Consider the following 21,597-nt stretch of genomic DNA (forward strand, 5'->3'; position numbering starts at 1 on the left):
CGCGCGCTCAGGCCGGGAGCACGCCCTCCAGGTCCTGGCGCAGCCTGCGCAGGGGGCGGGCGCCGACGAGCGAGAGCACCGGCTGCCCGCCCTGGAAGACCAGCATGGTCGGCATCGACATCACCCCGTACTCGACCATCGTCGCCGGGTTGCTGTCGCTGTCGATCTGCACCACCTTCAGCCGCCCCGTCTCCTCCTTCGCCAACGCACTGAGCACGGGCGCGAGTTGACGGCAGGGCGGGCACCAGTCGGCGGTGAACTCCACCAGGACCGGCAGGTCCCGCTCGGCCAGCACCTCGGCCGCGAAGGTCGCGTCGGTGACCTCGTCGATGCCCGCTGCCTTGATCATGAGTGGTTCCCTCCCAGTTCGCACCGCGGCTCCGGACCTCCCGGAGCCAGCGCGTCGGCCTCCAGCGCGGCGCGGGCCTCCTCGGCCCGCGCCAGCTCCTCGCCCACCTGCGCGCGCACCCGCTGGAGCTGGTCGATCAGCCCGTCCAGCTCGCCGAGCTTGCGCCGGTAGACGTCGAGCGAGGCGGGACACGAGTCGCCCGCCGGGTGCCCGGCCCGCAGGCACTCCACGAACGGCCTGGTCTCCTCCAGGTCGAACCCGAAGTCCTGGAGGGTCCTGATCTGCTGGAGGAGCCGCAGGTCGCTCTCGTCGTAGGTGCGGTAGCCGTTGACCGAGCGCCGGGCGGGCAGCAGCCCGCGCGACTCGTAGTAGCGCAGGGCCCTGGTGGTGGTCCCGGCCCGCTCCGCCAGTTCGCCGATTCGCATGGTGTGGACCGTATTCCTTCACGCCGACGTCAAGGCAACGCCCTCAGGCGCGGGCGGGCGGGAGCAGCGGCTTGCCCGTGACGGGCGAGGACAGCACGATCGAGGTCGTCGTGCGGCCCAGCGCGGAGACCTGCTCCAGCACGTCCTCCAGGTGCGCGGTGTCCGTGACCGCGACCTTGATGATCCAGCAGTCCTCGCCGACGACGTGGTGCACCTCGGTCACCTCGGACCGCTCCATCAGCTCCAGGGTCCTGGGGTGCTTGAGGGTGTAGCCGCCGTGCGGGTCGACCCTGATGAACGCCTGGATGCCGTAGCCGATGCGGGCGGGCGAGACGCGGGCGCCGTAGCCGGTGACCGCCCCGCACGCCTCCAGCCTGCGGACGCGCTCGGCGACGGCGGCGGGGCTGAGCCTGACCCGGCGGCCCAGCTCGCTCAGCTTGATCCGCCCCTCGGTCTGGAGGAGCTCCAGGAGCTGCCGGTCGATCGAATCGAAGGCCGCCGTCGTTTCGTCGGCGACGGACCTCATGTGCCGCGTTCCCTTCGGCATGACGGCCGGATCTCCCACGGTTCCCCCTTCAGCGAGCGGCCCGCCAACGTAACACTTGAGGGCACCGCGGCAAACGCCGCAGGTGGAGGGCGAGTTCAGGGGGACGGTGTTCGTGGTGCGGGACGTGTGCGTCATCGGCGGGAGCCGCTACTTCGGGAAGCGGCTGGTCGCGCTGCTGCTGGAGTCCGGGGCGCGGGTGACGGTCGTCAACCGCGGGTCGTCGGCGCCGCCGGAGGGCGCGGTGCACCTCGTCGCGGACCGCGACGACGAACGGTCGCTGCGGGCCGCGCTGGGCTCCCGTACGTTCGACGTCGTCGTCGACCAGGTCTGCTACACCCCGCGCCAGGCGGAGATCGCGCGGCGCGTCTTCGAGGGGCGCACGCGGCGGTACGTGCTGACCTCGACGGTCGAGGTGTACGAGTACGAGGACTCACCCGGCCGCCCGGTGCGGGAGGACGCGGTCGACCCGCGCACGGTGGAGGTCGACGTCTCCCTGCCCTGGGGCGACCCGGAGTTCGCCGGGGAGCACTACGGCGAGGGCAAGCGGCAGGCGGAGGCGGTCTTCGCCCGGGAGCCCGCGTTCCCGTACGTGGCGGTGCGCGTCGCGCACGTGCTGGGCGGGGCCGACGACTTCACGGGGCGCGTCGACCACTACGCGGAGCGGATCGCGGCGGGCGCGCCCATCGCGGTCCCGGCGCCCAACCACCCCGCGACGTACATCCGGGTGGAGGAGATCGCGGAGTTCCTGGTGTGGGCGGCGGAGGGGTCGTTCACGGGGCCGGTGAACGCGGCGGCGCACGGGGTGCTGAGCACGGCGGAGATCTGCGCCGCGGTGGAGCGGGCGTCCGGCGGGGGCGGGCGCGCGGTGTTCCGGGAGGTGGAGGTGGGCGAGGTGTCGCCCTTCTCCTTCCGGCGCGCGTACGGCATGGACAACTCCCGCGCGGCGGGGCTCGGCTTCTCCTTCTCCAAGAGCGGTCAGTGGCTGGACGAGGCCGTCGCGGAGACGCTGCGATGAAGACGGAGGCAGAAGTGACGGCGGGTCCCCCAGCGCTGCGGAACGTCGGCCCCTTCCGGGTCGGGGCGGTCGGGCTCGGCGCGATGCCCCTGTCGATCGAGGGGCACCCGGACGGGGCGCGGGCGTTCGCCACGGTGCACGCGGCGCTCGACGCGGGCGTGACGCTGATCGACACGGCGGACTCGTACCACGTGCCGGGCGGGGAGCCGGGGGCGAACGAGGTGTTGGTGACGCGTGCGCTGGCGGCGTACGGGGGCGACGCGTCCTCGGTGCTCGTGGCGACGAAGGGCGGGCGCGGCCGGAGCCTGGACGGCGGCTGGACGGTGAACGGCCGTCCGGAGCACCTGAGACGGGCGGCGGAGGCGTCGGCGCGGCGGCTGGAGGGGGCGCTGGAGGGCGGGGCGATCGGGCTCTACCAGCTCCACAAGCCGGACCCGGACGTGCCGTTCGCGGAGTCGCTGGGGGCGCTCGCGGAGCTGCGGGAGCGCGGGGTGATCCGGTACGCGGGGATCTCGAACGTGTCGAGCGCGCAGATCAAGGAGGCGGTGGAAGTGCTGGGGGACGGGCTGGTGTCCGTCCAGAACCGGTACTCGCCCGCGGTGCGGGACGCGGAGGCGGAGCTGTGGCTGTGCGAGGAGCTGGGGCTCGCGTTCCTCCCGTGGAGCCCGCTGGGCGGGGTGGCGCGCAGCGCGCTGGAGGGCCCGGGTGCCGGGGGCGCGGTGCCCCGGTCGGCGTTCCACGAGGTGGGTGAGGCGCGGGGGGTGAGCGCGCAGCGGGTGGCGCTCGCGTGGCTGTTGGCGCGGTCGCCGGTGGTGGTGCCGATCCCGGGGGCGACGAGGCCGGAGACGATCAGGGACTCGGCGGGGGCGGCCCGCTTGGCGCTGAGCGCGGACGAGGTGGCGGCGCTGGAGTAGGGGCGGGTCGCTCGCGCCCGCGCGGCAGGGCCACGCAGGGGGCGGCCCCGTACCCCCTTGGTTCCACTCTCTGCCGGGCAGGCCCCGAATTCAAGACTGCGATTTCCGGCCGCGAACCCGCACACTCACTGCTGGGCGGCCGTGGGCGCCGCCCGCTCACGGGAGGACTCTCATGGCAGAAGTGTGGGATCCGCACGGCAGCCTGCGCCGGATGCTGTGGATCGGCGGCGCGCAGTGGGCCGGCAAGACGACCGTGTCCGAACTCCTCGCACGGGACTTCGGCCTGACGGCGTACCACTACGACTACCACGACGCCCGGGGCCATCAGGACCGCCGGATCGCGCGGCGGGTGGCGCGGGGCGAGCCGGTGGCGGAGCCGGGGCCCGAGCGGGTCTGGACGGAGCGGAGCCCGGAGGAGATGGCGGCCGAGACGCTGGCCGGTTTCCCGCTGCGGTTCGAGTGGGCCCTGGACGACCTGCGCGCGCTGTCGACCGGCCGTCCGGCGATCGCCGAGGGATGGGGGCTGCGGCCCGAACTGGTCGCCCCGCTGCTCGACTCGGTCCGGCGGATGGTCGTCCTCGTGCCCACCGAGGACTTCCGGCAGCACCAGATCCGCACCCTCCCGCGCGCGGGCGCCCTGGGCGTCCCGGTCGGCGACCCCGCGCGCGCCCAGGCCAACCGGATCGCCCGCGACCGCCTGGTCGCGAAGGACGCGGTGCGCCGCGCCCGGCACGTGGGCGTGCGCGTCATCGAGGTCGACGGGTCGCGGGACGCGGCGGCCGTGGCGTCGCTGGTCGCCGAGCAGTTCAGCCCTTGGCTGAGGGAGCCGGCACCGACAGGTTGAGACCCGCGCCGCCCGCTCCCGCTCCGCCCGAACCCGCTCCCGCTCCCGCTCCCGCCCGAACAACGGCAGTCGCGCGGCCGGACAGTCCCTAGGCTTCCGGGGTGAAGTCCTGGCCGAAGCGGTAGACGCCCAGGCAGTAGTCGAAGCCGGATTCGTTGAAGAGGTCCACGTCCTCGCGGCGGCAGTGGTCGGCCAGGCCCTCGGCCACGTGCCAGTCCGCCCCGTCGAACCAGAAGACCCCGCCCGCGTAGTGGATGGTCCGGCCCGTCGCGGGGTCCGTGAGGTTCAGCGACTCGTAGTTCTCGGGCCGGTCGCGGACCAGCTCGACGAGGGGCTCGGGGACGCCCTTGTAGAAGGACTCCTGGAGGGCGTAGTCGTCCTCCGCGTACAGGTTCAGCGACGACTCGTGGTCGAACGTCAGCAGCAGGACGCGGCCGTCCTGCGCGAAGTACCAGACGGCTGACTGGCCGCCGCCGTCGTTCCAGGCGAGACGGCGCGCACCGGGCACGGCCACCGGCTCGATCCCGACGAGCCCGTCCACGGCGACCGCGCGGCGCAGCACTTCGGGGAGGGGCGTGGCGGTCAGGGCGTCCCATGTCGTGTCGCTCATTCCCGCAGGCTATCGGCGCCCACTGACAAGCGCCCCCGCGCGGGGCGCGGGCACGGGGCGCGGGGGCGAGCACGGGCGCGCCCCGACAGGGGGCGCGGGGAACTGCGCGACCAGCCACCCACCGGCCCGCAGGGCCCCCGGAGGGTTTCGGGAAGGGGTGGGGTGGGGTGCCGCCCGCCGCAGGCGAAAAGGCGGCGCCCCAAGGACCGGCGCCCCCAGAGCGACGCGCCCCCCTTGAGAGGCCGACGCCCCCAGAGCGACGCGCCCCCGAGCGCGCCCCTCAGCCCTCCGCGAGCGCCGCCACCAGTTCCGTCACCAGCGCGGCGCCCCGCTCCACCGGGTACCCCGCCGAGAGCAGCGCGGTCAGCGCGGCCGAGCGGCCGGCCTCGCGGGGGTGGAGCACGCCGTCGTTGACCGCTTCCATCAGCGCGAACAGCGTCTGCTCGTGGACCTGGGCGAGGGCGGCGGGCGGCAGCGGCGAGCGGAAGACGCCCTCCTCCTGGCCGCGCCGCAGCAGCGCCACGCACTGTTCGCGCACGGGCGCGAGGCGCTGCTTGATGCCCTCCATGGTGATGCTGCGCTGGGCGAGCGAGACCAGGAGGCGGTAGCGGTCGGCGATCTCCCAGACCGTGAGCGTCGCCTTCGCCAGGGCCTCGGCCGGGTCGTCGACGCCCTCGCGCCCCCGGGAGTGCGCCTGCGCGACGGCGTCGGCCGCGTCGTCGACGAGGGCGGCGATCAGCGCGTCGCGGCTGGGGAAGTGGCCGTACACCGTGCGCCGGACGACGCCCGCGGCGCGCGCGATCTGGTCCATGGAGGCGTCCGGGTCGCGCAGGAGCTCGGCGAGGGCGAGATCCATCAGGCGGCGACGGTTGGCGTCGGCTCTGGTCATGACCTCATTTTGCACACAGCCGTGCAGTGCCCTAAATTGCACACCACTGTGTAATTGCACATCGGTGTGCAAGATCTTTCGAGGGCTGGGCCCACGGGTCCGGAGGGTGAGGCACCATGGCGACGACGGCGATCCGAGGAGTACGGGACGGTGAAGGCACCGCCGAGGCACCGCCGTACGCGCGCCGCTGGTGGGCGCTGGGCGTGCTCTGCCTCAGCCTGCTGATCATCGTGATGGCGAACACCGCGCTGACGGTCGCCGCGCCCGACATGACCCACGACCTCGGCCTCAGCAGCGCCGACCTCCAGTGGGTGATCGACGCCTACACCGTCCCGTACGCCGCGCTGATGCTGCTGTTCGGCGCGATCGGCGACAAGTACAGCCGCAGGGGCGCCCTCGTGCTCGGCCTCGTCGTCTTCGCGGCGGGCTCGGTCGCCGGGTCGCTGGTCGACAGCGCGAACGGCGTCATCGCGGCGCGCGCGGTGATGGGCGTCGGCGCGGCGATGATCATGCCCGCGACGCTCTCGCTGCTCGCCGCGTCCTTCCCGCGCGCCGAGCGCGCCAAGGCCATCGTCGTCTGGACCGCCACGGCGGGCCTCGCCATCGCGGCCGGTCCGCTGGTGGCGGGCGCGCTGCTGGAGAACCACGGCTGGTCGTCGACCTTCCTGATCAACGTCCCCGTCGCCGTCCTCGCGCTGATCGGCACCTTCACCCTCGTCCCCGCGTCGAAGGCCGCCGCCCACGGCCGGATCGACTACGTCGGCGGGCTGCTGTCCGTCGTCTGGGTCGCCGCGCTCGTCTACATGATCATCGAGGGCCCGCACTTCGGCTGGGGCGTCAAGGCGGTCTCGGCCGCGGTCGTCGCGGGCCTCGCCCTGCTGGCGTTCGTGGTCTGGGAGCTGCGCCACCCGCGGCCCGTGCTGGACGTGCGCCGCTTCACCGACCGCGGCTTCGCCGGGGCCAACCTCGCGGTCGCGCTGTTCTTCCTCGCGGTGTTCGGCGCGTTCTACTACCTCACCCAGCACCTCCAGTTCGTGCTCGGGTACAACGCCCTGGAGACGGGCGTACGGATGCTGCCGCTCGCCGGGGCCGTCTTCGTCGGCTCGGCCCTGACCGGCTTCCTCACGCCGCGCCTCGGCATGAAGGTCACCGTCACGGCCGGAATGGTCGGCGGCACCACCGCGCTCGCCCTGCTGACGCGGATCGACGCGGGATCGTCGTACGGCGACCTCGTCGCCCCGCTCGCGATCCTCGGCCTCGCGATCGGGCTCGCGCTGTCGCCGTGCACCGACGCGATCATGGGGGCGTTCCCGGAGTCGGAGCTGGGCGTGGGCGGCGCGGTCAACGACACGTCGCTGGAGCTGGGCGGCTCGCTGGGGATCGCGATCCTCGGGTCCGTCCTGGCCAACTCGTACTCCTCCGAACTGGCCTCGGCGGTACGCGGCACCGGGCTGCCCGCCGACGCGCTGGCGGCGGCGCAGGACTCCGTGGGCGCGGGGTACGTGGTGGCGCAGCGCATCGCGGAGAGCGCGGCGCCCGGCGGCGCGGGCGCGGCCCAGGCCGCGGAGTCCGCGCGCCGGATGGCCGATGCGGTGGGCGGCGCGTTCTCGGAGGCCGTGGCGCACACGAGCCTGGTGGGGGCGGGGGTGCTCGGAATCGGCACGCTCCTGGTGGCGGTACTGCTGCCGAAGCGGGGACGGTAGGGGGGCGCGCCGTCCGGGGGGCCGCTGCCCAGTGGGCCGCCCCCCTCCTCCCCCGACAGGAACCCCGTCGTTCTCCCGGAACGGCGGGGTTTCCCGTTTCAGCAGGGGAGCCCGCGCCGTTACGGGGAAGGCGCACCGCCACCGGCCCGGCACGATCGCCCACCCCGGGCGCCAGCGGCAGCACCGACTCGGGCACGGGGTGTGCGGTCCTTGTTGGGGTCCCGTTGCTCGGGGTGCCGTCTTTTGCGCAGTTCCCCGCGCCCCTAGGGGGATGGGGTGACCCGGTCACGGGGATGGTGTGCCCGGGGGGCCGGGGGCGCTCCAGGGTGCACTCCTCGGATCACGAGCCGGAACCGTTTCCAGTCCTGGATAACCCGGGTCTTGGCTCGTGCTCCTGCGGGGAGCACCCTTCCGACCCCCACCCCGGCGCGACGCGGGGCGCCCGGAGGACACGGCCCTCGCGCGGGGCCACGTGTGCCCCGTCAGGGTTGGGGAGGCCCTACGGAAGGTAGACCTGCTGCCACTCCACCGAGGACATGTTCTGTGCCGCTTCGGCGAGTTCCTTCGCGGAATCCGTCTTCAGCTTGCTGGCGCTGGAGTCGATCCAGCCTTGGACGTTGGCGTATCCCTGTTCCCTGTACTCGACGCCTTGGATCAGGCACTCCAGCTTGTCGGCCTCGTGGGCGCAGACCGCTTCGAGGGTCTTGCCCTCCTCGTACTCCTCGACGATCCGCTGGGCCCCGGTCCTCACCGCCGGGTGCGCGGCGGAGAGTTGATCCGCGGTCACCTGTTCGTTCGTCGCGGCCTTCAAGTAGCGCCTGCCGATGTGCGGGATGTCGCCGATACGGGTTTCCTGAGTGTCGTGCCACAGACCCAGGAGACCGGCCCTGGCCGGATCGGCGCCTTCCATCATGGCGAGCACGGAACCGAGGAGGCCGACGCGGAAGCTGTGCTCCGCGATCGTTTCAGGGTCCTTGACCCCGGCGATCCACCATCCGGACCGCTTGGCGCGCTTGAGCATCCCCATCTCCAGCAGGAAGCACGCGGTGCCTTTTGCCGTACCGTCCGCCATGTGGCCCTCCGTCTATCCCTTGCGGCTCTCGCCTAGAACGTAATGCACACGGGCGAGTTCGCGCTTGGCGCGGCTGGAGGTGCGACCGCCGTCGAGCAGTTCGGCAGTCTGCTCCCTGAGGAGGTCCGCGCTTTCCGGCGCCGCGAGCGGAAGCCACGGGTGGGCAGTCAACAAGGCCCACAGGCTGTGGACGTAGAGGTCGACGTATCCGGGCGCCTGGTGGAGCCCTCGATTGAGGCGCCGCAGCAACGTGACGGGGTCGAACGCCGAGAGAGTGCGGTCGACCATGAAGCGATCGTCTGCCTGCGCCTGCGGCAACGCTCCGAGCCAGTACGCCAGGTAGTTGAGGTTCGCGGCCTCGGCAACGTCGTCGTCCACCAAGGCCCGCTCGATGAACGTGAGCAGCGGATCGGGGTCACCAAGCCGGGCAAGGGCTGCGGCCGTCGATCGGGCCTCGGCCCAGCGCGGTGTCCAGCCACGGGCGGCCAGCACGTCCCGGCGAGCATGGAGAGCCTGCGCCGTCCACAGCATTGCATCCGGAGAGCGGTCGTACGAGCTGAGGTACAGGGCTTGGCGGTGCAGAAGGACACCGCGTTCCCCTGTCCGGTCGGCGGACTCCGCCGCCATGCGCAAGTGGTCGAAGAACACGACGCGATCCCCCGTGGCCAGGAGCGGCGCCGTAGGAACGGCTCCACGACGCGGTGGGACCGGACGATCGGCGAGTCCTGGCGGGGCGGTGCCGTTCGCCGCCCAGGCGATCATGTGGGCAGTGGTACGGGTATGCACCCATTCTGTGAGCGGGTGCGGAGCACTGGTTTGGTCCAAAGCTGCCCCGACGATGCGGTCCGCGTCCATCGCGGGGTCCAGCAGAGCGACGATGAGCGGGGCGCTGCCGAGCGCAGGCAGCCGCCTACGCAGGGCCAGGAGTGCCCCCACCTTCATGTTCGCGACTGGACGGCGTCCGGACTCCCAGCCTTGGACGGTGGCCAGATCAACCCGCAGGACTTCGGCAAAGCCTGCCTGGGTCAAGGGAATGCTCTCGCGGGCCAGGCGCAGGACGAAGCCCGCAATCGCACCGTTCGTCGCACGTCGGCGAGAGGGTTCCCTGCCGTTCATCCTGCTCCCCCGCGTGCGGTCAGCCACCAAACACGTACCCACGGTCAGTCCTAACGCATGCGACCTCTCCGTAGGTTCGATTCGCGGAATCGACACGGAGCTCCTGAGCGCTCGGCGCCGACGCCGCAGAGGAGAACACCCGGCCTCGTAAGGCCGGGCGGTCCATACCTCGGAAGGACACCATGACCACGAGGTCCGAAAATCCGTCCCACCAGGAGTACTGCGCCGAAGTGGCCGCCACCGGGCCTGTTCACGACGGGACGGTGCGGGTCGTGCTCGGGGTCTTCCGTACTCCGTACGTGGGGATGGCGGTGGGGTGGCTGTTCGCGCAGGCGCACCGGGTGGCGGACGGGCTCGATCCCGGCCCGGACGCGCACTGGGTCGAGCCCGCGCAGCGGGGCGTACTGGTGACCAGTCCCGCGCTGAACGAACTTCCCAGCGCGCCAGCCGAGTTGCGGGCGTGGTGCGCGGATCCGGCGAGTCGGCAGGTGGCGTACGAGCGGCTGCGCCACGGGCTGCCCGTCACCGCCACGGTCACCGATCACACCGGGACGTACGTGCTGCATGCCGTACGTGTGGGTGCCGTGCCCCCGATACGGGCGTACCGCCGAACACTCTGCATCCCGCGCCCCGTCCGCACGTGAAGTACCTGCGTACCGCGCTCGTCTTCGCGGCCACGTTCGCCGCGTGGGCCGCGATCGGCTGGCTCCTCGCCGCACCCCTCGTACGCCCATGAAGTCCCTGGGGGACCCTTCGTGAACCGCTGCTCCGAACGCTTCTTCTACTCGCCCCCGGTGGTGGGCCGTGCCGTCGAACTCGCCGGTGGCGATGCCGTACCACAGGACGTACTGCCGTCCGTGGAGTGCGAGTTGACCCGGCACGGCGACGCGGATCACGCGGCGCACCTGCTGTTCCTGCCCGGACCCTCCGGGCGTGCGGTGTGGGTGCGCTGGCAGCACACCGACACCCGTGTCCAGGTCATGGACCCCTGCGGAGCGCCGTGCGAACTGTTCGCCGACCACCCCGGCGGTCATCTGCTCCCCGTACCCACCAGGCTGCGGGACTTCCCGACCCTCCACGAGAACGGAACATCCATGGCTCATGCCGACATCGACCCTGCCAACCCGCCCCGCCGCCGCATCGGCGCCGTCGTCCTCATCCGCGACCAGGACGGATCCGTCCTCCTGGTGAAGCCGACGTACAAGCACGCGGACAGCCGCCTCGGGTGGCAACTCCCCGGTGGGGGCGCGCATCCGGACGAGACGGTGGCGGCGGCGGCCGCGCGGGAGCTGTACGAGGAGACCGGCCTCAAGCGGCACATCTCCCACGCGCTGATGATCGACCAGATGCCCGCCAGCGAGGACGGCACCAGTGCCGAGGGGATCAACATCGTCGTCGACGGGGGCATCCTGACGCCCCAGGAGGCCCGTGCCGTACGGCTCCCCAAGAGCGCCGTCACCGAGTTGTCCGCGCTGCGGTGGGTGCCCATGGGCGACCTGGACAAGCACGCGTTGCCGTACCAGGCCGCCCGCATCCGTGCAGCCGCCCGCGCGTACGAGTTCGGGATGCGGTTGCCGCTCTACCAGCGCGGCGCACCCGCCCGGGTGTAGGCGGGCGCGCCCCGGGTGCGCCGCCTTTCGCCTGCGGCGGGCAGGCCCCTCCCCACCCCTTCCCGAAAACCCGCCGGTGGCGAGCCCACTGCCGCGGGGTTGGGTACGCGCGGCACCTGCCCCACCCTCGCGCAGTTCCCCGCGCCCCTGACGGGGCCCGTTCACACCGGGATCGTATGGGTACCCCGGGGTGGGGGTCGGAAGGGTGCTCCCCGCAGGAGCACGAGCCAAGACCCGGGCTATCCAGGGGTCGAGACGGTTCCGGCTCGTGATCCGAGGAGTGCACCCTGGAGCGCCCCCGGCCCCCCGGGCAATCACCCCAGTGACCGAATCACCCCATCCACCCAGGGGCGCGGGGAACTGCGCAAAAAACGCCGCCCCCGTGCAACGGGACCCTCAAACGCGCGCCGGCTCCTTCGCGAGCCGTACCGGCTCCTCCTCCGCCGCCAACGTCTTCTCGTCGAACGGCAGCTCCCCCGCCAGCACCTTCCCGACCCGCTCCCGGTCGATCTCCTTCGTCCAGGTCCCGACCAGCAGCGTCGCCACCGCGTTGCCCGCGAAGTTGGTCAGGGCGCGCGCCTCGCTCATGAAGCGGTCGATGCCGACGATCAGGCCGACGCCGTCGACCAGTTCGGGGCGGTGCGACTGGAGGCCGCCCGCGAGCGTCGCCATGCCCGCGCCGGTCACGCCCGCCGCGCCCTTCGACGCGACCAGCATGAACAGCAGCAGGGAGATCTGCTCGCCCGCGCTCAGCGGGTCGCCCATCGCGTTGGCGATGAACAGCGAGGCCATCGTCAGGTAGATCATCGTGCCGTCGAGGTTGAAGGAGTAACCGGTCGGGACCGTGATGCCGACGACCGGCTTGCTCACGCCCAGGTGCTCCATCTTCGCGATGAGCCTGGGCAGCGCGGACTCCGACGACGACGTGGAGAGGATCAGCAGGAACTCCCGGCCGAGGTACTTCAGCAGGAGGAAGATGTTGACGCCCGTCACCAGTCGCAGCAGCCCGCCCAGCACCACGAAGACGAACAGCGCGCAGGTGATGTAGAAGCCGATCATGATGACGGCCAGCGACTGGAGCGCCTTCGTGCCGGTCTCGCCGACCACCGCAGCCATCGCGCCGAACGCGCCGACCGGCGCGGCCCACATGATCATGCCGAGGATCCGGAAGACGAGCCGCTGGACGTGGCCGATGCCGCGCAGCACGGGCTCGCCCGACGGGCCCATCGCCTGTAGCGCGAAGCCGGTGAGCAGCGCGATCAGCAGCGTCTGGAGGACCTCGCCCTCGGTGAACGCGGAGACCATCGTGGTCGGGATGATCCCCAGCAGGAAGTCCGCCGTGCCCTCGCTGGCGCCCGCCGCCTGCTTCTCGCCCGCCGCGCGCGCCGCGTCCGTGATGTCCAGGCCGCTGCCCGGGTGCAGGAGGTTGCCGACGATCAGGCCGATGCCGAGGGCGACGACCGACATCGTGAGGAAGTAGCCGAGCGCGAGCCCGCCGACCGCGCCGACCTTCGCGGCCTTGCGGACCGAGCCGACGCCCAGCACGATCGTGCAGAAGATGATGGGCGAGATCATCATCTTGATGAGGTTGACGAAGCCCGTGCCGATCGGCTTGAGCTCCTTGGCGAAGTCCGGGGCCGCGAGGCCCACGACGACGCCGGCGACCACCGCGCCGATCACGGCGATGTACAGGTAGTGCGTGCGGTCCCGGCCCGTCTTCACGGGCGCCTCGCTGGTTGGCGCTGCCACGGTGGCCTCCTCTTTCCCTTCGGCCCCCGTCCCTGAGGGCCGCGCGCCACTATCCACGACGGTGTGACCCCGGTCACCCTTGCGTGCATTACGTTCACGCGGAACCAGCCAGCAGACTGGTCCCATGCGCCTCCCCGTGCCCCGTCCCCGCAGCCTCGCGGGGCAGCTCTTCGCCATGCAGGTCGTGCTGGTGGCCGCGATCGTGGCCGGGTGCGCGCTGTTCGGCTACGTCACGACCAGCGACCAGGCCGAGGAGACCGCGCGCCGCCAGGCCACCGCGACCGCGACCGCCGTCGCCATGTCGCCCTCGGTGGTCGAGGCGGCGGGGTCCGCCGATCCGACGGCGCGGCTCCAGGCGTACGCGGAGCGGCTGCGCACCGTGGCGGGGGTGGACTTCGTGGTGGTCATGGCGCCGGACGGGACGCGCTGGACGCACCCGGTGCCGGGCGAGATCGGCCGGACGTACCTGGGCAGGACCGCGCCCGCGCTGCGCGGCGAGACGTTCAGCGAGACGCATCTGGGAGTGCTGGGGCCCTCGGTGCGCACGGTGGCCCCGGTGTTCGCGGGCGCCCCCGCCGACCGCCGGGTCGTCGCGCTGGTCAGCGCGGGCATCACCATCGACACGATCAGCGAGCAGGTCCGCAAGGAACTCGCCGCGCTCGGCGTGATGGCCGCCCTCGCCCTCGCGCTCGGCGGGGTCGGCACGTACGTCATCAACGCCCGGCTGCGCCGCCACACGCACGGCATGAACGCCGGGCAGCTGAGCCGCATGCACGACTACCACCAGGCCACGCTGCACGCGGTGCGCGAGGGGCTGCTGATGCTCGACGGGCAGCGGCGCATCGCGCTGCTCAACGACGGGGCGCGCGAGCTGCTCGGCCTCGGCCGGGACGCCGTCGGCAGGCCGGTGACCGAGCTCGACCTGCCGCGCCCGCTCGCCGGCGCGCTGCTGGCGAGCGAGCCGCGCGTGGACGAGGTGCACATGACGGCCGACCGGGTCGTGGTGGTGAACACCCAGCCGGTGTACGGGGGCGAGCGGCGCGGCACGGTCGTGACCCTGCGCGACCACACCGAGCTCCAGGCGCTCTCCGGCGAGCTGGACTCCGAGCGCGGCTTCTCGCAGGCGCTGCGCGCGCAGGCGCACGAGGCCGCGAACCGGCTGCACACCGTGGTCTCGCTGATCGAGCTGGGGCGGGTGGAGGAGGCCGTGGGGTTCGCCACGGCCGAGCTGGAGCTGGCGCAGGCGCTGACCGACCAGGTGGTGACGGCGGTCGGCGAGCCGGTGCTGGCCGCGCTGCTGCTGGGCAAGGCGGCGCAGGCCAACGAGCGGGGCGTGGAGCTGGTCCTGACCGACGGCAGCAGCATCGAGGACGGCGTGCTGCCCGCCTCGCTGCCGCCGCGCGACCTGGTGACGATCCTGGGCAACCTCATCGACAACGCGGTGGACGCGGCGCAGGGCAGCGAGGGGGCGAGCGTGACGGTGACCCTGGAGGCGCACGCGGGGCGGTTGCTGCTGGCCGTCGCCGATTCGGGGCCCGGCGTGGAGTCCGGTGCGGTGGACGCGGTGTTCGAGCTGGGCTGGTCCACGAAGAGCGCGGGCCGGGGGCTGGGGCTGGCGCTGGTACGGATGGCCGTGGCGCGGCACGGCGGGAGCGTGACCCTGGACCGGGGTCCGGAGGGCGGCGCCGAGTTCACGGTACTGCTGCCGCTCGACGCGCCCGGGGCGCACGGGGAGCCCGACGCCTCAGGGAAGCCCGACGCACACGGGGGGCCTGATGCGCACGGGGAGCCCGGGGCACACGAAGAGTCCCGCGTACCGGGGAATCCCGACGCACCGGGAAGGCCCGCCCCGCACCGCGCGCCCCCACAACCCCTCCCCGACGTACCCGAGCAGGTGACCCCGTGACCGCCGCGTCCACCCCGTCCCCCGGCCCCATCGGCGTGCTCGTCGTCGAGGACGAGCCCGTCGCCGCCGACGCCCACCGGCTGTACGTCGAGCGGGTGCCCGGCTTCGCCGTCGCCGGCGTCGCCCACTCGCGCGCCGCCGCCGTGCGCGTGCTGGAGCGCGCGGAGGTGGACCTGATCCTGCTCGACCTGCACCTCCCGGACGGCCACGGCCTGCACCTGCTGCGCTCGCTGCGCGCCTCGGGCCACTCGGCGGACGTCATCGCGGTCACCTCGGCCCGCGACCTCGCGGTGGTCAGGGAGGGCGTCTCGCTGGGCGTCGTGCAGTACGTGCTGAAGCCGTTCACCTTCGGCACGCTGCGCGAACGCCTCGTGCGGTACGGGGAGTTCAGGGCCGCGTCCGCGACCGGCGAGGCCAGCGGCCAGGACGAGGTGGACCGTACGCTCGCGGCGCTCCGCGCACCGGGGCCCGCCGCCCTGCCCAAGGGGCTGAGCGCACCGACGCTGGCGGCGGTGACCCGTGCGCTCAAGGACTCCGCGACCGGCGTGACGGCCGGCGCGGCGGCGGCCGCGGTCGGCATCTCGCGGATCACCGCGCGCCGCTACCTGGAGCACCTGGTGGAGACGGGCGCCGCCGAACGGGCCCCGCAGTACGGCCAGATAGGCCGCCCCGAACTCCAGTACCGCTGGCTGCGCGGCCGGTCAACTCGCTGAACGGGCAAGGCCGTTCGGGCACGCGGGCAGCCGACTCGTTCACCCTGCACGGGCATTGACCTTGTTCCGGGGCCGGACCTACGGTCACGGCAGCCGCAGCCCTCGTGGCTCAGAGGAGGTCGTGCCATGCGCCCCACCGCCCGCCGCTCCCCCACAGCCCGCCGTTCCCCCTCCGCCTCCGCCCGCCGCTCCCCCTCCGCCCGCCTCGCCCTCGCCGTCGCCGCCCTCGTCGCGGCGGGCCCGCTCGCCGCCTGCGGCGACGGCTCGGACGGCGACCCGGACACCGTGAAGATCGCCTACAAGCGCTCGACCGACAACAAGATCCGGTTCCAGGACACGTACCTCGAAGGCGTCAAGAAGCAGTTCGAGCGGGCCCACGGGGGCAAGAAGGTCAAGCTGATCCCGATCCAGGCGCCGGACAACGACTACGCCACCAAGGTCCAGCAGATGATGCGGTCCGCGAAGACCGCGCCCGACCTGGTCTACGAGGACACCTTCCGGATCAACTCCGACATCAAGGCCGGGTACTTGAAGCCGATCGACGACTACCTCGCCACGTGGGACCAGTGGCCGCGGTTCGAGGAGACGGCGAAGAGCGCGGCGCGGGCGCAGGACGGCAAGACGTACGGCGTGCCCGACGGGACCGACACGCGGGGCCTGTGGTTCAACAGGAAGATCTTCGCGAAGGCGGGGCTGCCCGCCGACTGGCGCCCCGGGACCTGGGCGGACGTGCTGGCGGCGGCGCGCGCGGTCAAGGCGAAGGTGCCCGGCGTCATCCCGCTCAACGTCTACACCGGCAAGGGTCCGGGCGAGGCGGCCGTGATGCAGGGCTTCGAGATGCTGCTGTACGGGACGGGGAGCGATCCGCTCTACGACCCGGCGGCGAAGAAGTGGGTGGCGGGCGGCAAGGGCTTCGAGGACGCCCTGGAGTTCGTCCGCACGGTGTACGGCGAGAAGCTCGGCCCCGACGTGTCGGACGCGCTCGACGCGAACGTCGGCACGCACGTGGCGACGGAGTGGTTCCCCGAGGGGAAGCTGGCGATCTCGCTGGACGGCTCGTGGCTGGGCCAGAACTGGGTCGAGGGCGGGCCCAAGGAGTGGCCGTCCTGGAAGGAGGACCTGGGGCAGGCGCCGATGCCGACGCGGACCGGACAGCCGCCCGGCCGGGTGTCGATGTCGGGCGGCTGGACCTGGTCGATCCCCTCGAAGGCCAAGAACCCCGATCTGGCCTGGGAGTTCGTCAAGACGCTCCAGACGCCGCGGAACGCGGTCGAGTGGTACGTGAAGGGCGCGCAGATCTCCGTGCGGAAGGACGGGGCGAAGGACCCGCGCTACCTCGGTTCCATGCCGGGCATCGAGTTCTTCACCGGGCTCGTGCGGTACACCCACTACCGGCCCGCGCTGCCCGTCTATCCGCAGGTGTCGACGGCCATCGGCGAGGCGATGGAGAAGGTGACGACGGGCGGGAGCACGGCCGACGCGACGCGGAGCTACAACGAGAAGCTGAAGTCGATCGTCGGCGACGCGGTCGTGGAGCGGTGAGGCGAAGCGGCGGCCGCGTCCGCGGGGCCGCCCCCCGTTCCGTACGGCGGTCGGTCCTGCGGTGGGCGCCGATCGCCCCCGCCACCCTCCTGCTCGCCCTCTTCCTCGCCGGGCCGATCGGCTACTGCGTGTGGATCGCGTTCACCAACGCCCAGCTCACCGGCTCCGACACCACGGACTTCGTCGGCCTCGCCAACTTCCGCCGCGCCTTCGCCGACGAGAACTTCCGCAACGCCGTCTGGCTCACCCTGGTCTTCACCTTCGTCTCGGCGGTCGTCGGCCAGAACACCCTGGGCCTCGCCCTCGCCGGGCTGATGCGCTCCGCGTCCCGCCCGGTCCGCACGCTCACCGGCGCGCTGGTCATCACGGCCTGGGTGGTGCCGGAGATCGTCGCGGCGTTCCTGCTGTACGCCTTCTTCCGCCGCGAGGGCACCCTCAACGCCGTCCTGGACCTCCTCCACCTCCCCTCCCAGAACTGGCTGTTCACGCTGCCGATCCTGGCGGTGTCGTTCGCCAACGTGTGGCGCGGCACGGCCTTCTCGATGCTGATCTACTCGGCCGCGCTCGCCGACGTCCCGCAGGACGTCAAGGAGGCGGCGGAGGTCGACGGGGCGAGCGGCGTCCGCCGCCTGTGGCACATCACGCTGCCGCTGATCCGCCGGTCCATCGGCACCAACCTGATGCTCAACACCCTCTCCACGCTCTCCGTCTTCGGCCTCATCTGGGCGATGACGCGCGGCGGCCCCGGCAATCGCAGCCAGACCCTGCCGGTCTTCATGTACGACCAGGCGTTCACCAACAGCCTGATCGGCTACGGCACGGCGGTCGCGCTGCTGCTCCTGCTGGTCGGCGCACTGTTCTCGGTGGTCTACCTGCGCCTGATGAAAGTGGAGGTGTGAGCATGCAGCGCAGCCGCGCGGCCCGGCGCCGCACGGCGGCCGACGCCGCACTCCTGCTGGTCGCCGCCGCGTTCGCACTGCCGCTCGGCTGGCTGGTGCTGGCGTCCGTGGACGCGGACGCGGACATGCGGGTGCGGGTGCCGGACTCCGTGACCGCGGACAACTTCGACGCGGTGCTCACCGACGAGATCACGTTCACGCCGATGCTCAACAGCCTGCTGCTGTGCGGCGGGGCGACCGTCGTCACGGTGGCGTGCGCGGCGCTCGCCGCGTATCCGCTCTCCCGCCACCGCTCGCGGTTCAACCGCCCGTACCTCCTGACGGTCCTCTTCACCACCTGTCTGCCGATCACCGCGATCATGGTCCCGGTGTACGGGCTCTTCGTGCGGGTCGACCTGATCGACACGACGTACGGCACCGCCCTGTTCCTGGCCACCTCCCAACTCCCGTTCGCCATCTGGCTGATGAAGAACTTCATGGACAGCGTGCCGACCGCGCTGGAGGAGGCGGCCTGGACGGACGGCGCGTCGATGCCGCAGACGCTGGTGCGGATCGTGCTGCCGCTGATGGGGCCCGGCGTGACGGTGGTGACGATCTACACCTTCATCATGCTGTGGGGGAACTTCTTCGTGCCGTTCATGCTGATCCTCAGCCCCGACGAACTGCCCGCGTCCGTCTCGATCTTCAACTTCTTCGGGAACTACGGATCGGTGATCTACGGGCAGCTCGCGGCCTTCTCCGTGCTGTACTCCACGCCGGTGCTGGTGCTGTACGTGCTGATCGCCCGCAGGCTCGGCGGCGGCTTCGCGCTGGGCGGCGCCGTGAAGGGGTGACGGTCCGTCAGGGCGCTTGCACGGGGCCGCACTCGTGGTCGCGCGCCGACCGCTCGGCGAACGCCTTGAGCGCGGCCCGCCCGTACGCGGGATCGCTCTTGCCCTCCTCCGCGGCCGGCCGGACCGTGTAGAGCGCCCCGCACGTGCCGCTCGCCCAGAACCCGCCCTTGGGCAGCGGGCCGCTCGGCCCCTTCCCCGGGGCCTGACCCGGCCGGCCAGCGGCTTCGGGCACTGGACGAGCAGCGTGGCGTACGCCTGCTTCTCGCCGTGGGCCCGGTCGTCGATGCGGGTGCTGCCCGTGGCGTTCGGGGGCAGCGGCCTCGGGAACGCGGCGTCGTGGTCGCCGGGGGCGGTGCGCGCGGCGCCCAGCAGGGCCTCGGCGCGCACGGTGACCTCCGCGTCCGGGTACCACGCGTCGGCGTCGCGGCCCCAGGTCAGCTTGCAGTCCAGGAGCGCCCGGCTCTGCCGCGAGCGGTCCAGCAGGGTGCCGTACTCCACCAGGTCGCCCGCCGAGTCGGCCGACAGGTACCCGCGGAGGTGGCCCTGCGGCAGCAGTCCCGCGCAGGCGCGCTCCAACTGCGCCTCGTTCGCGGAGCGCTGCTCGCCGCGCTGCCAGGTCCAGGCGCCCGCCCCGGCGGCGACCACCGCCAACAGCACTCCGCCCAGCACCCACCAACGCCTGCGCACACACGCCCCCCGTGTTCGTCCGGACCAAGATCCGCCCGAGGACGCTACCAGGCCGCTCGGACCTTCCTCCCAGCCGATTCGCTGTGCGAACGCACCGTAGCCACCGCACCCGCTCCGCCCTTACCTTGTGCGCGTGCAGTCCGACCCGGCCGGCCAGGCCCCTCCGTTCAACGCGGCAGCCGCGCGTCGGCTCCGCGAGGCCCTGGGCATGGCGCCGGGCCACGTCGCGCACGGGCTCGCCGCGCAGTACGGGCTGCGGATCACCCCGGACACGGTGACCTCCTGGGAGCGCGGCCTGTCCTCGCCGACCGCCCGCGAACTCACCGCGCTCGCGGGCGTGCTGTGGTGCTCGCCGGGCGAACTGCTCGCCACCGCACGGACGTTGCGCGAGCACCGGCTGCTGCGCGGCATCGCCCCCGAGGACCTGGCCCGCAAGGTGGGCCTGGACACCGCCGCCTACCTGCGGATGGAGGAGTCGGGCAGGTGGCGCGGCACCGACCGGCAGACGGCCGCGCTCGCCAAGGTGCTCGGACTGCCGCTGCCGGACTTCGTGACGGCGACCGGCAGGGACGAGGAACTGGCGGAGCTGCTGCGCTCGGCGGTGACGACGCGCTGGCAGGCGTACGTGCGCCCGGCCGCGAAGCTGCTCGGCCTGGACCGGCGGCGGCTGAACGACGCGCTGGAGCGGCTGCACTCGGGCTACCAGTCGCGGATGGCGTCCACGCTGAACTGGGGCGGCGCGAGCGGCGCCGTGGACACGGGCGAGGCGGGCCGGGAGTTCCTGGACCGGATCCTGGAGCACTTCTGGGCGCTGGCGCGGAGCTAGAGCGCGGAAGCGGGGCGCGGAAGCGAAGTGCGGAAGCCGGGCGCGGAAGCGGGTTCGGGCCGCTCCGAGGCGGGCCAAGTCGGGGCTTTCGGCCCTGCCCGCCGGGTCGGAGGTCCGAAAGCGGCGCGCCGGAAGTCCGACCGGCCCGCCGCCCCGCAGGCCCTGAAGTCCAAAGCCCGTGAGCCCGGCCCCGTACGCCCTTAGCCCGTGATCCCGGCCCCGAAGCCCGGAGCCCGCAGCCCGTACGTCCGTGCCCGAGCGCGGTCTCAGAAGACCGACTCGGCCTCGTACATCCGGTTCTCCGGCACCGTCTTCAGCTGCGTCACGGCGTCCGCGAGCGGCACCATCGCGATGTCGGTGCCGCGCAGCGCGGTCATGTGGCCGAACTCGCCGCGGTGCACCGCCTCCACCGCGTGCCAGCCGAAGCGCGTCGCCAGCACGCGGTCGTACGCGGTCGGCGTGCCGCCGCGCTGGACGTGGCCGAGGATGACCGGCCTGGCCTCCTTGCCGAGCCGGTCCTCCAGCTCGACGGCGAGGCGGGTGCCGATGCCCTGGAAGCGCTCGTGGCCGAACTGGTCGATCTCGCCCTTGCCGTAGTCCATGGAGCCCTCGGCGGGGTGCGCGCCCTCGGCGACGCAGACGACCGCGAACTTCTTGCCGCGCGCGAACCGCTCCTCGACCATCTTGACCAGGTCGTCGACCTGGAAGGGCCGCTCGGGCAGGCAGATGCCGTGCGCGCCGCCCGCCATGCCGGACTCCAGCGCGATCCAGCCCGCGTGCCGGCCCATGACCTCGACGACCATCACGCGCTGGTGGGACTCGGCGGTGGTCTTGAGGCGGTCTATGGCCTCCGTGGCGACCGTGACGGCGGTGTCGAAGCCGAAGGTGCGGTCGGTGGCGGAGATGTCGTTGTCGATGGTCTTGGGGACGCCGACGACCGGCAGGCCCGCGTCGGAGAGCATCTTGGAGGCCGTGAGGGTGCCCTCGCCGCCGATCGGGATCAGGGCGTCGATGCCGTACTCGCGGGAGAGGTCGACGGCGTTCTCGCAGGCCTCGCGCAGCCGCGCGCGCTCCAGGCGGGAGGAGCCGAGGATGGTGCCGCCGCGGGCGAGGATGCCGCTGACCGCGTTCAGGTCGAGGGAACGGAAGTTCCCGTCGAGCAGGCCCTTGAAGCCGTCCTCGAAGCCGATCACCTCGTCGCCGTGACCCACGACGGCCCGGTGCACGACCGACCGGATCACTGCGTTCAGGCCAGGACAGTCGCCGCCTGCGGTGAGAATTCCGATGCGCATCGTGCTGTGTCTCCTGCTCGCTTGCTCGCTGAATGCTGTGCTGCCGTACCGGGAGG

Annotated in this window: 22 protein-coding genes; 12 read left to right on the plus strand and 10 right to left on the minus strand. The window is 72.6% G+C overall.

Annotated features, from left to right (window positions below; translation table 11 throughout):
- Positions 1-7 precede the first annotated feature (7 nt).
- The 3 genes from ACIBNE_RS16280 to ACIBNE_RS16290 are packed head-to-tail and all read right to left on the minus strand — an operon-like array spanning position 8 to position 1,300.
- The gene (locus ACIBNE_RS16280) at positions 8-349 is read right to left on the minus strand and encodes a thioredoxin family protein (RefSeq protein ID WP_399271918.1); all 342 of its coding nucleotides are present in this window, start codon (positions 347-349) and stop codon (positions 8-10) included.
- Complete coding sequence (locus ACIBNE_RS16285; protein ID WP_399271920.1) at positions 346-774, minus strand: MerR family transcriptional regulator; 429 nt, start codon at positions 772-774, stop codon at positions 346-348. The genes ACIBNE_RS16280 and ACIBNE_RS16285 overlap by 4 nt, the downstream gene beginning before the upstream one ends.
- Positions 775-817: 43 nt before the next feature.
- Positions 818-1,300: an Lrp/AsnC family transcriptional regulator gene (locus tag ACIBNE_RS16290; RefSeq protein WP_399271922.1), complete on the minus strand. Its 483-nt coding sequence runs from the start codon at positions 1,298-1,300 to the stop codon at positions 818-820.
- A gap of 103 nt (positions 1,301-1,403) precedes the next feature.
- Here ACIBNE_RS16290 and ACIBNE_RS16295 point away from each other — a divergent pair, with 103 nt between their 5' ends.
- The 3 genes from ACIBNE_RS16295 (at position 1,404) to ACIBNE_RS16305 (ending at position 4,094) form a co-directional block, all read left to right on the plus strand.
- Positions 1,404-2,336, plus strand: coding sequence for an NAD-dependent epimerase/dehydratase family protein (locus ACIBNE_RS16295; RefSeq protein WP_399271924.1), 933 nt, complete (start codon positions 1,404-1,406; stop codon positions 2,334-2,336).
- Positions 2,333-3,250, plus strand: coding sequence for an aldo/keto reductase (locus tag ACIBNE_RS16300; protein WP_399271926.1), 918 nt, complete (start codon positions 2,333-2,335; stop codon positions 3,248-3,250). The genes ACIBNE_RS16295 and ACIBNE_RS16300 overlap by 4 nt, the downstream gene beginning before the upstream one ends.
- Positions 3,251-3,422: 172 nt before the next feature.
- Complete coding sequence (locus tag ACIBNE_RS16305) at positions 3,423-4,094, plus strand: hypothetical protein (protein ID WP_399271928.1); 672 nt, start codon at positions 3,423-3,425, stop codon at positions 4,092-4,094.
- A gap of 88 nt (positions 4,095-4,182) precedes the next feature.
- Here the strand turns inward: ACIBNE_RS16305 and ACIBNE_RS16310 are convergent, their stop codons facing one another.
- Positions 4,183-4,704 (minus strand): hypothetical protein, encoded by a 522-nt coding sequence (locus ACIBNE_RS16310; protein WP_399271930.1) that lies wholly within the window; start codon positions 4,702-4,704, stop codon positions 4,183-4,185.
- A 280-nt stretch (positions 4,705-4,984) separates the two neighbouring features.
- The gene (locus tag ACIBNE_RS16315) at positions 4,985-5,593 is read right to left on the minus strand and encodes a TetR/AcrR family transcriptional regulator (protein ID WP_399271932.1); all 609 of its coding nucleotides are present in this window, start codon (positions 5,591-5,593) and stop codon (positions 4,985-4,987) included.
- Positions 5,594-5,709: 116 nt separating this feature from the next.
- Here ACIBNE_RS16315 and ACIBNE_RS16320 point away from each other — a divergent pair, with 116 nt between their 5' ends.
- The gene (locus ACIBNE_RS16320) at positions 5,710-7,296 is read left to right on the plus strand and encodes an MFS transporter (protein WP_399271934.1); all 1,587 of its coding nucleotides are present in this window, start codon (positions 5,710-5,712) and stop codon (positions 7,294-7,296) included.
- Between the two features lie 499 nt (positions 7,297-7,795).
- Here the strand turns inward: ACIBNE_RS16320 and ACIBNE_RS16325 are convergent, their stop codons facing one another.
- Entirely contained in the window at positions 7,796-8,368 is a 573-nt protein-coding gene (locus ACIBNE_RS16325) for an HD family hydrolase (RefSeq protein ID WP_399271936.1), read from the minus strand.
- A gap of 12 nt (positions 8,369-8,380) precedes the next feature.
- Positions 8,381-9,484: a helix-turn-helix domain-containing protein gene (locus ACIBNE_RS16330; RefSeq protein ID WP_399271937.1), complete on the minus strand. Its 1,104-nt coding sequence runs from the start codon at positions 9,482-9,484 to the stop codon at positions 8,381-8,383.
- 182 nt (positions 9,485-9,666) lie between these two features.
- On the opposite strand from ACIBNE_RS16330, the gene ACIBNE_RS16335 reads away from it, so the two are divergent.
- Both ACIBNE_RS16335 and ACIBNE_RS16340 read left to right on the plus strand, forming a co-directional pair.
- Positions 9,667-10,128, plus strand: a complete 462-nt coding sequence (locus ACIBNE_RS16335) for a hypothetical protein (RefSeq protein WP_399271939.1) — start codon at positions 9,667-9,669, stop codon at positions 10,126-10,128.
- A gap of 111 nt (positions 10,129-10,239) precedes the next feature.
- A complete protein-coding gene (locus tag ACIBNE_RS16340) occupies positions 10,240-11,094 on the plus strand; it encodes an NUDIX domain-containing protein (RefSeq protein WP_399271941.1) in 855 nt (284 codons plus the stop codon).
- A gap of 396 nt (positions 11,095-11,490) precedes the next feature.
- Here the strand turns inward: ACIBNE_RS16340 and ACIBNE_RS16345 are convergent, their stop codons facing one another.
- Positions 11,491-12,843, minus strand: coding sequence for a cation:dicarboxylate symporter family transporter (locus tag ACIBNE_RS16345; RefSeq protein WP_399271943.1), 1,353 nt, complete (start codon positions 12,841-12,843; stop codon positions 11,491-11,493).
- A gap of 124 nt (positions 12,844-12,967) precedes the next feature.
- On the opposite strand from ACIBNE_RS16345, the gene ACIBNE_RS16350 reads away from it, so the two are divergent.
- From ACIBNE_RS16350 to ACIBNE_RS16370, 5 genes are all read left to right on the plus strand, one after another.
- A complete protein-coding gene (locus ACIBNE_RS16350) occupies positions 12,968-14,749 on the plus strand; it encodes an ATP-binding protein (RefSeq protein ID WP_399271945.1) in 1,782 nt (593 codons plus the stop codon).
- Positions 14,746-15,462 carry a response regulator gene (locus ACIBNE_RS16355; RefSeq protein ID WP_399271946.1) on the plus strand — a complete coding sequence of 239 codons (717 nt, stop codon included), beginning with the start codon at positions 14,746-14,748 and terminating at the stop codon, positions 15,460-15,462. Before ACIBNE_RS16350 ends, ACIBNE_RS16355 begins: the two co-directional genes overlap by 4 nt.
- 126 nt (positions 15,463-15,588) lie before the next feature.
- The gene (locus ACIBNE_RS16360) at positions 15,589-17,004 is read left to right on the plus strand and encodes an extracellular solute-binding protein (protein ID WP_399271948.1); all 1,416 of its coding nucleotides are present in this window, start codon (positions 15,589-15,591) and stop codon (positions 17,002-17,004) included.
- Positions 17,001-17,903, plus strand: coding sequence for a carbohydrate ABC transporter permease (locus ACIBNE_RS16365; protein WP_399271950.1), 903 nt, complete (start codon positions 17,001-17,003; stop codon positions 17,901-17,903). The genes ACIBNE_RS16360 and ACIBNE_RS16365 overlap by 4 nt, the downstream gene beginning before the upstream one ends.
- A 2-nt stretch (positions 17,904-17,905) precedes the next feature.
- On the plus strand, positions 17,906-18,736 hold the full coding sequence (locus tag ACIBNE_RS16370) for a carbohydrate ABC transporter permease (RefSeq protein WP_399271952.1): 831 nt from the start codon (positions 17,906-17,908) through the stop codon (positions 18,734-18,736).
- 7 nt (positions 18,737-18,743) lie between these two features.
- Here ACIBNE_RS16370 and ACIBNE_RS16375 read toward each other — a convergent pair whose 3' ends face one another.
- Positions 18,744-18,968, minus strand: coding sequence for a hypothetical protein (locus ACIBNE_RS16375; protein ID WP_399271955.1), 225 nt, complete (start codon positions 18,966-18,968; stop codon positions 18,744-18,746).
- A 582-nt stretch (positions 18,969-19,550) separates the two neighbouring features.
- On the opposite strand from ACIBNE_RS16375, the gene ACIBNE_RS16380 reads away from it, so the two are divergent.
- Positions 19,551-20,249, plus strand: a complete 699-nt coding sequence (locus ACIBNE_RS16380) for an XRE family transcriptional regulator (RefSeq protein ID WP_399271957.1) — start codon at positions 19,551-19,553, stop codon at positions 20,247-20,249.
- A gap of 266 nt (positions 20,250-20,515) precedes the next feature.
- Here the strand turns inward: ACIBNE_RS16380 and ACIBNE_RS16385 are convergent, their stop codons facing one another.
- Positions 20,516-21,541, minus strand: coding sequence for an ATP-dependent 6-phosphofructokinase (locus ACIBNE_RS16385; RefSeq protein ID WP_399271959.1), 1,026 nt, complete (start codon positions 21,539-21,541; stop codon positions 20,516-20,518).
- Positions 21,542-21,597: the final 56 nt, after the last annotated feature.

Source organism: Streptomyces sp. NPDC050504 (genome assembly GCF_044458065.1).
Lineage (GTDB): Bacteria > Actinomycetota > Actinomycetes > Streptomycetales > Streptomycetaceae > Streptomyces.

What these genes read in the sequence shown, in the direction of transcription:
- ACIBNE_RS16280 (WP_399271918.1), bottom strand. Translation starts at nt 349, where the DNA reads ATGATCAAGGCAGCGGGCATCGACGAGGTCACCGACGCGACCTTCGCG.
- ACIBNE_RS16285 (WP_399271920.1), bottom strand. Translation starts at nt 774, where the DNA reads ATGCGAATCGGCGAACTGGCGGAGCGGGCCGGGACCACCACCAGGGCC.
- ACIBNE_RS16290 (WP_399271922.1), bottom strand. Translation starts at nt 1,300, where the DNA reads ATGAGGTCCGTCGCCGACGAAACGACGGCGGCCTTCGATTCGATCGAC.
- ACIBNE_RS16300 (WP_399271926.1), top strand. Translation starts at nt 2,333, where the DNA reads ATGAAGACGGAGGCAGAAGTGACGGCGGGTCCCCCAGCGCTGCGGAAC.
- ACIBNE_RS16305 (WP_399271928.1), top strand. Translation starts at nt 3,423, where the DNA reads ATGGCAGAAGTGTGGGATCCGCACGGCAGCCTGCGCCGGATGCTGTGG.
- ACIBNE_RS16310 (WP_399271930.1), bottom strand. Translation starts at nt 4,704, where the DNA reads ATGAGCGACACGACATGGGACGCCCTGACCGCCACGCCCCTCCCCGAA.
- ACIBNE_RS16315 (WP_399271932.1), bottom strand. Translation starts at nt 5,593, where the DNA reads ATGACCAGAGCCGACGCCAACCGTCGCCGCCTGATGGATCTCGCCCTC.
- ACIBNE_RS16320 (WP_399271934.1), top strand. Translation starts at nt 5,710, where the DNA reads ATGGCGACGACGGCGATCCGAGGAGTACGGGACGGTGAAGGCACCGCC.
- ACIBNE_RS16325 (WP_399271936.1), bottom strand. Translation starts at nt 8,368, where the DNA reads ATGGCGGACGGTACGGCAAAAGGCACCGCGTGCTTCCTGCTGGAGATG.
- ACIBNE_RS16330 (WP_399271937.1), bottom strand. Translation starts at nt 9,484, where the DNA reads ATGAACGGCAGGGAACCCTCTCGCCGACGTGCGACGAACGGTGCGATT.
- ACIBNE_RS16335 (WP_399271939.1), top strand. Translation starts at nt 9,667, where the DNA reads ATGACCACGAGGTCCGAAAATCCGTCCCACCAGGAGTACTGCGCCGAA.
- ACIBNE_RS16350 (WP_399271945.1), top strand. Translation starts at nt 12,968, where the DNA reads ATGCGCCTCCCCGTGCCCCGTCCCCGCAGCCTCGCGGGGCAGCTCTTC.
- ACIBNE_RS16360 (WP_399271948.1), top strand. Translation starts at nt 15,589, where the DNA reads ATGCGCCCCACCGCCCGCCGCTCCCCCACAGCCCGCCGTTCCCCCTCC.
- ACIBNE_RS16370 (WP_399271952.1), top strand. Translation starts at nt 17,906, where the DNA reads ATGCAGCGCAGCCGCGCGGCCCGGCGCCGCACGGCGGCCGACGCCGCA.
- ACIBNE_RS16385 (WP_399271959.1), bottom strand. Translation starts at nt 21,541, where the DNA reads ATGCGCATCGGAATTCTCACCGCAGGCGGCGACTGTCCTGGCCTGAAC.